The organism is Luteimonas lutimaris (genome assembly GCF_039537065.1).
GTDB lineage: Bacteria > Pseudomonadota > Gammaproteobacteria > Xanthomonadales > Xanthomonadaceae > Luteimonas > Luteimonas lutimaris.
Map to the genome: position 1 here is coordinate 102,100 of NZ_BAAAZU010000011.1, position 6,356 is coordinate 108,455.

The 6,356-nt window shown below is 71.2% G+C and carries 6 protein-coding genes; 5 read left to right on the forward strand and 1 reads right to left on the reverse strand.

All coding sequences use genetic code 11. The features are described from left to right. Positions 1-131 precede the first annotated feature (131 nt). The 4 genes from ABD679_RS10490 (at position 132) to hemB (ending at position 4,129) form a co-directional block, all read left to right on the forward strand. Positions 132-1,502: an NAD(P)/FAD-dependent oxidoreductase gene (locus ABD679_RS10490; protein WP_344759933.1), complete on the forward strand. Its 1,371-nt coding sequence runs from the start codon at positions 132-134 to the stop codon at positions 1,500-1,502. Then, positions 1,499-2,500 (forward strand): chorismate transformation FkbO/Hyg5 family protein, encoded by a 1,002-nt coding sequence (locus tag ABD679_RS10495; RefSeq protein ID WP_344759934.1) that lies wholly within the window; start codon positions 1,499-1,501, stop codon positions 2,498-2,500. Before ABD679_RS10490 ends, ABD679_RS10495 begins: the two co-directional genes overlap by 4 nt. A gap of 248 nt (positions 2,501-2,748) precedes the next feature. Continuing rightward, a complete protein-coding gene (locus ABD679_RS10500; protein ID WP_344759935.1) occupies positions 2,749-2,997 on the forward strand; it encodes a hypothetical protein in 249 nt (82 codons plus the stop codon). Between the two features lie 139 nt (positions 2,998-3,136). Then, on the forward strand, positions 3,137-4,129 hold the full coding sequence (gene hemB / locus ABD679_RS10505; RefSeq protein WP_344759936.1) for a porphobilinogen synthase: 993 nt from the start codon (positions 3,137-3,139) through the stop codon (positions 4,127-4,129). 201 nt (positions 4,130-4,330) lie between these two features. Here the strand turns inward: hemB and ABD679_RS10510 are convergent, their stop codons facing one another. Then, positions 4,331-5,218, reverse strand: coding sequence for a TolB family protein (locus ABD679_RS10510; RefSeq protein WP_344759937.1), 888 nt, complete (start codon positions 5,216-5,218; stop codon positions 4,331-4,333). A 161-nt stretch (positions 5,219-5,379) separates the two neighbouring features. On the opposite strand from ABD679_RS10510, the gene aroE reads away from it, so the two are divergent. Next, complete coding sequence (gene aroE, locus ABD679_RS10515; protein ID WP_344759938.1) at positions 5,380-6,246, forward strand: shikimate dehydrogenase; 867 nt, start codon at positions 5,380-5,382, stop codon at positions 6,244-6,246. The last annotated feature ends 110 nt before the right edge of the window (positions 6,247-6,356 follow it).

The following is a 6,356-nucleotide window of genomic DNA, read 5'->3' on the forward strand; positions in this document are numbered from 1 at the left end:
GGCTGTGGCGGCGGCTGGGCACCGCCGTTTCGGGGCTGCAACGATCCAGCATCGCGCCGCCGCGCGCAACCGGCGCAGGGGCCAGCCGCTATCATGTGCGGCCACCCTGCCAGACCGCGCCCGTATTCAGGATGACCACGCCCCGCGTCCAGCCAGCACCCGACGACGACACAACCGCATCACCCGCGCCGGTGGACACCGACGTGCTGGTAATCGGCGGCGGGCCGTCGGGCAGCACCATCGCCACCCTGCTGGCACGCAAGGGCTGGCAGGTCACGCAGCTGGAGAAGGACCGCCACCCGCGCTTCCACATCGGCGAGTCGCTGCTGCCGATGAACATGCCGATCCTGAAGCGGCTCGGGGCGTTCGAAAAGGTCGACGCGATCGGCATGCTCAAGCTCGGCGCCGACTTCCCGCGCGACGAGGGCGGCTACAACACCTTCGACTTCGCCAAGGCGCTCGACGCCAAGTGCAACCACGCCTACCACGTCAAGCGCGAGCAGTTCGACCAGGTGCTGTTCGAACACGCGCGCGAGAACGGCGTCGACGCGCGCGAGCAGGTGAAGGTCGAGCGCGTCGAGTTCGGCGCCGACCGCCGCCCGTCGCTGGTGCATGCGCGCGACGCCGGCGGCAACGCCCTGGTCTTCCGCCCGCGCTACGTGGTCGACGCCAGCGGCCGCGACGCCTTCCTCGGCGGCAAGCTCAAGCTCAAGCGCAAGAACCCGCACCACCAGTCGGCGGCGGTGTTCAGCCACTACCGCGGCGTCGAGCGCCGCCCGGGCCGCGACGCCGGCAACGTCAGCATCTACCGCCACGAGCACGGCTGGGCGTGGCTGATCCCGCTGGCCGACGGCGACATGAGCGCCGGCGCGGTGTGCTATCCCGAATACCTCAAGACCCGCAAGGGCGACAGCGAGGGCTTCCTGCTGCGCACGCTGCAGGGCATCCCGGAAATCGCGCAGCGGATGCAGCACGCGCAGCGCGTGGCGCCGGTGCACGTCACCGGCAACTACGCCTATGAATGCAAGCGCATGGCCGGTCCCGGCTGGCTGCTGGTGGGCGACGCCTGGAACTTCGTCGACCCGATGTTCTCCTCCGGCGTGTACCTGGGGATGCATGGCGCCGAACAGGGTGCCGAAGTCGTCGATGGCGCACTGCGCGAGCCCGCGCGCGAGGCGGCGCTGCAGCGCCGCCTCGAACGCCAGCTGGTCAAGGGCCTGGACGAGTTCAAGTGGTTCATCTACCGCTTCACCTCGCCGACGATGAAGTACCTGTTCGCCAACCCGCGCAACACCCTGCAGATCGAGCAGGCTGTGGTGGCGATGCTGGCCGGCGACGTGTTCGACAGCCCGCGCGTGCGCCGGCGGCTGCGCATGTTCCGCGTGCTGTACGCCGCCGCCGCGCTGCGCATGGCGCCGCGCGCGGTGCGCAACTGGTGGCACCGCCGCCGCCAGGCCAGCGCCAGCTTCGACGGCGAAACCCTGCACACGGGCAGCCCATGAGCCGGCCGCTGCAATCGATGCCCGGCGCCGGCGCGCCGCGGCTGCAGGTGGAGTACGTTCACGCCTCCTCGCCGGCGCCGCTGCTGGGCGACGACGTGCTGGCCGTGCTCGGCTTCGGTGGCGCGCCCCTGCACGACGACCCGCGCTACCTGCGCGTGCCGCTGATGCCGCACGGCGACGCGCCGTTCGAGGTCTGGCATGCCAACGCACCGGTCGCGCACGGCCGCGAGGGCGACATCCAGTGGGCGACCGACGGCCAGCTGCTGTTCGGCGCGATCGAGGTCGACGAGGCGCGCCTGGACGGCATCACCGCCGCCGCGGAGCACGCCTACGCGCGCATGACCGCCTTCGTCGGCGCCAGCGACATGCCGCACCTGCTGCGGGTGTGGAACTACCTCGATGCCATCACCCTGGGCGAGGGCGACGCCGAGCGCTATCGCGAGTTCTGCATCGGCCGCGCGCGCGGGCTGGGCAGTTTCGACGTGCACAGCCTGCCGGCGGCCACCGCGATCGGCCGCTGCGACGACGCGCGCGTGGTCCAGGTCTACTGGCTGGCCGCGCGCACCCCCGGCACGCCGGTGGAAAACCCGCGCCAGGTCAGCGCCTACCGCTACCCGCGCCAGTACGGCCCGCAGCAACCGAGCTTCGCCCGCGCGATGCTGCCACCGCCGGACAGCGCGATGCCGCTGTTGCTGTCGGGCACCGCCAGCGTGGTCGGCCACGCCACCGCGCACGAGGGCGAACTGCTGGCCCAGCTCGACGAGACCTTCAACAACTTCGACGCCCTGATCGGCGCGGCACGCACGCGCCAGCCGTCGCTGCCATTGCACTTCGGCCCCGGCACCCGGCTCAAGGTGTACGTGCGCGACCAGGCCGACATGGCCGCGGTCGCCGAAGCCCTCGACCGCCGCCTGGGCGACACCGTCCCGCGCGTGCTGCTGCACGCCGCGATCTGCCGGCGCGAGCTGGCGGTGGAGATCGACGGGGTGCATGGTTGAGGGGCCGGGACTCGGGACTCGGGACTCGGGACTCGGGACTCGGGACTCGGGACTCGGGACTCGGGACTCGGGACTCGGGACTCGGGACTCGGGAAAAAGCGTATTCCTGTCATCCCGAGCGCAGCGAGGGATCTGCTTCACCATCCGCGCCGCGCAGCAAGCAGCTCCCTCGCTGCGCCCGGGATGACAGGCAGTGACAGGCAGCGACCCGAATCGCGTCCACAACCACACACGGGAGAACACACGCCATGGGACTGATCAGCCTGCTCTGGGGCATCGTCGCGATGATCTGGATGATCGTCGCCCTCATTCCGCTGCTCGGCTGGGGCAACTGGTTCCTGATCCCGTTCGCCGCCGTGGGCGCGATCATCGCCGCCATCGGCGTGGCATTCACCTCGCCCGGCAACCGCGGCCGCGCCAAGACCGGGCTGGTCCTCAACGGGCTGGTGATCGTGGTCGCGGTCGGCCGGCTGGTGCTGGGCGGCGGGATCGTCTGAGGCCCTGCAGCCCCTGTAGCCCCTGTGGGAGCGGCCATGGCCGCGATTGCCCGTGTGCCGGCGGCATATCGCGGCCATGGCCGCTCCCACAGGCTCGCCAGCGGGGCAACCGCATGCCCGGGCGGCGTAAAATGCCCGCATGACCTACCCCTACCTGCGCCCGCGACGCATGCGTCGCGACGAGTTCTCGCGCCGCCTGATGCGCGAGTCCGTGCTCACCGCCGATGACCTGATCTACCCGGTCTTCGTCCACGAACCGGCCGGACGCGCCGCGGTGCCGTCGATGCCGGGCGTCGAACGCCTGTCGATCGACGAACTGTTGCGCGTCGCCGAGACCGCCAGCGAGCTGCGCATCCCGGCGCTGGCGCTGTTCCCGGTCACCGCGCCGGAGGCCAAGTCGCTCGACGCCGCCTCGGCCTGGGACGACGACGGCCTGTGCCAGCGCGCGGTGCGCGCGCTGAAAGACCGCTTCCCCGAGCTCGGCGTGATCACCGACGTCGCCCTCGACCCCTACACCTCGCACGGCCAGGACGGCATCGTCGACGAGGCCGGTTACGTCATCAACGACACCACCGTCGAGGCGCTGGTCAACCAGGCGCTGTCGCACGCGCGCGCCGGCGCCGACGTGGTCGCGCCCAGCGACATGATGGACGGGCGGATCGGCGCGATCCGCGCGGCGCTCGAGCAGGACGGTTTCATCCACACCCGCATCCTCGCGTATGCCGCCAAGTACGCCAGCAGCTTCTACGGCCCGTTCCGCGACGCGGTCGGCTCGGCCTCGGCGCTCGGCAAGGCCGACAAGCGCACCTACCAGATGGATCCGGGCAATTCCGACGAGGCGCTGCGCGAGGTCGCGCTGGACCTGGAGGAAGGCGCCGACATGGTGATGGTCAAGCCCGGCATGCCCTACCTGGACATCGTGCGCCGGGTGAAGGACGAGTTCGGCGTGCCGACCTACGCCTACCAGGTCAGCGGCGAATACGCGATGCTCAAGGCCGCCTTCGCCAACGGCTGGCTCGACGAGCGCGCGTGTGCGCTGGAGGCGCTGCTGGGCTTCAAGCGCGCCGGCGCGGACGGCGTGCTGACCTACTTCGCGCTGGACGCGGCGCGCTGGCTGCGCGAGGCGGGTTGATCCACGACTTGCTGCTGTTCGACCTGGAGGGGACGCTGGACAACCCGCTTCATGGCATCGGCCGCGCCTTCTGTTCCGGCGCGATGACGTGACCCGCTCCCCTGTGCAGGAGCGGCTTCAGCCGCGAGCTTTTGCCGATAGCGGAATGCGGGGGGGAGCTCGCGGCTGAAGCCGCTCCTACAGGATCACAAGCGCCATGGGTCAGGGCACGCAGCCGGCGTGTCCGGTCACGGCAGGCGCGCGCATGCGGTAGATGTCCATCTTCCCGGCCTTCGGCGCCTTCGCCGACCCGCTGACCAGCAGCTCGCCCGGTTTCGACAAGTCGACCACCGGGCCCAGCGTCGCGCCGTCGGTGGCGTTGAACGACAGCGCCAGCGGCTGCGCATCGGCATAGGCCCGGCCATCGCACTGCGCCAGCCACAGCCGGATCGGCGCGCTCTCGACGTCGTCCGAGCGCGCGAACACGATCGCCCGTCCATCGCCGAGCCAGGCCGCGTCGAATTCGTCGGCCGCGGTGTTGATGCCCGGCACCGGCGCCGGCTCGACGAACGCTGCGCCATTCCAGCGCGCGACGAACAGGTCGTGGCGGCCGGCGCCTCCGAACGAATCGCTGGCGAACAGCAGACGCGTGCCGTCGAGGTTCGGCGTCGGCGCCCATTCGTCGCCCTTGCCGTTGACGCCGGCGCCGAGGTTCACCGCCGCGCCGAAGCCGCCGTCGGCCAGCACCGGCGCGCGGTACAGGTCGTCGCCGCCAAAGCCGCCGTCGCGATTGGAGAAGAAGTACAGCCACTTGCCGTCGGCACTGAAGACAGGGTCGAAGTCGTTGTCCGCCGAGTTGACCGGCAGCGGCAGCGGATCCTGCCAGCGGCCGTCGCGCAGCGTCGCCTGCCACAGGTCCCAGCCGCCAGCGCCGCCGGGTCGGTCGGTGCTGCCCCAGACGATGCGCTGCCCGTCCGGACTGACGCTGGCGCGCACCTCCGAGTGCGGCGTGGACACCACGCCCATGCCCTCGATGCCGAACTCCTGCAGCGCCGCGCCCATCGCGCCGCAGGCCAGCACCGCCACCACCATGACCCGTTTCCTGTGCATCGTTCCGTCCGTCCGGGAATCGACGGCAGTCTACCGGCCACCGCTCCTGCACCACCCGCCATCGCGCCGGCTCCACGAGCGCGCGGAGTACACTCGATGCGACCGCGCGATCGGCGCCAGGCACGCAATCGCGCCCCGAAATCCAGACCCAGGGGGCTGCCATGTCCGAATCCCGCCACGCCGTCTTCGGCCATCCGATCACCCATTCCCTGTCGCCGCGCATCCATGCGCACTTCGGCCGCCAGACCGGGATCCCGGTCCACTTCGAGGCGATCGACGCCACCCCCGAAACCTTCCCCACCGCGCTGGAGGCGTTCGCCGCCGGCGGCGGCACCGGCGCCAACGTCACCCTGCCGCTGAAGGAAGCCGCGCTGGCGCTGTGCGCCGAAGTCAGCGACCGCGCGCGCCGCGCCGGCGCGGTCAACACGCTGGTCCGAAAGGGCGGGCAGTGGCACGGCGACAACACCGATGGCACCGGCCTGGTGCGCGACCTCACCGCCCGCCAGGGCGTGGACGTGCGCCAGCGACGCACGCTGCTGATCGGCGCGGGCGGCGCCGCGCACGGCGTGGCCCCGGCGCTGATCGATGCCGGCATCGGCGAGCTGTTCATCGTCAACCGCACCACCGCGCGCGCCGACGCGCTGGTCGACAAGCTCGGCCTGCCCGGCCGCGTGCACGCGCGCTACTTCGAGGACCTGCACGCGATCGGCGAGTTCGACCTGGTCATCAACGCCACCTCGGCCGCGCGCGAACCCGGCTCGACGAATGCGGAAAGCGGCCTGCCGAAACTGCCGACCTCGCTGGTCGGCACGCGCACGGCCTGCGTGGACCTGAGCTACGGCGAAGTCGCGATCCCGTTCCTGGCCTGGGCGCGCGCGGCCGGCGCGCACAACGTCATCGACGGGGTCGGCATGCTGGTCGAGCAGGCCGCGGACGCCTTCAAGCTCTGGCACGGCGTGCGCCCGTACACCGACGAGGTCTACACGGCGCTGCGCGAGCGCGATGCGCTGCTGGTGACGGCGGATTAGCCGGGCCGGCCTGCCGCCGCCCTTGCAGGAACGGCTTCAGCTGTAGGAGCAACTGTCTTTCTTCAAACGGCCTTGGTTTGCCACGCCGTGCCATCGCGAACCATGGCGTT

Excerpts from the sequence above, each read along its gene's own strand:
- ABD679_RS10490 (WP_344759933.1), top strand. The coding sequence starts at position 132 with ATGACCACGCCCCGCGTCCAGCCAGCACCCGACGACGACACAACCGCA.
- ABD679_RS10495 (WP_344759934.1), top strand. The coding sequence starts at position 1,499 with ATGAGCCGGCCGCTGCAATCGATGCCCGGCGCCGGCGCGCCGCGGCTG.
- ABD679_RS10500 (WP_344759935.1), top strand. The coding sequence starts at position 2,749 with ATGGGACTGATCAGCCTGCTCTGGGGCATCGTCGCGATGATCTGGATG.
- hemB (WP_344759936.1), top strand. The coding sequence starts at position 3,137 with ATGACCTACCCCTACCTGCGCCCGCGACGCATGCGTCGCGACGAGTTC.
- ABD679_RS10510 (WP_344759937.1), bottom strand. The coding sequence starts at position 5,218 with ATGCACAGGAAACGGGTCATGGTGGTGGCGGTGCTGGCCTGCGGCGCG.
- aroE (WP_344759938.1), top strand. The coding sequence starts at position 5,380 with ATGTCCGAATCCCGCCACGCCGTCTTCGGCCATCCGATCACCCATTCC.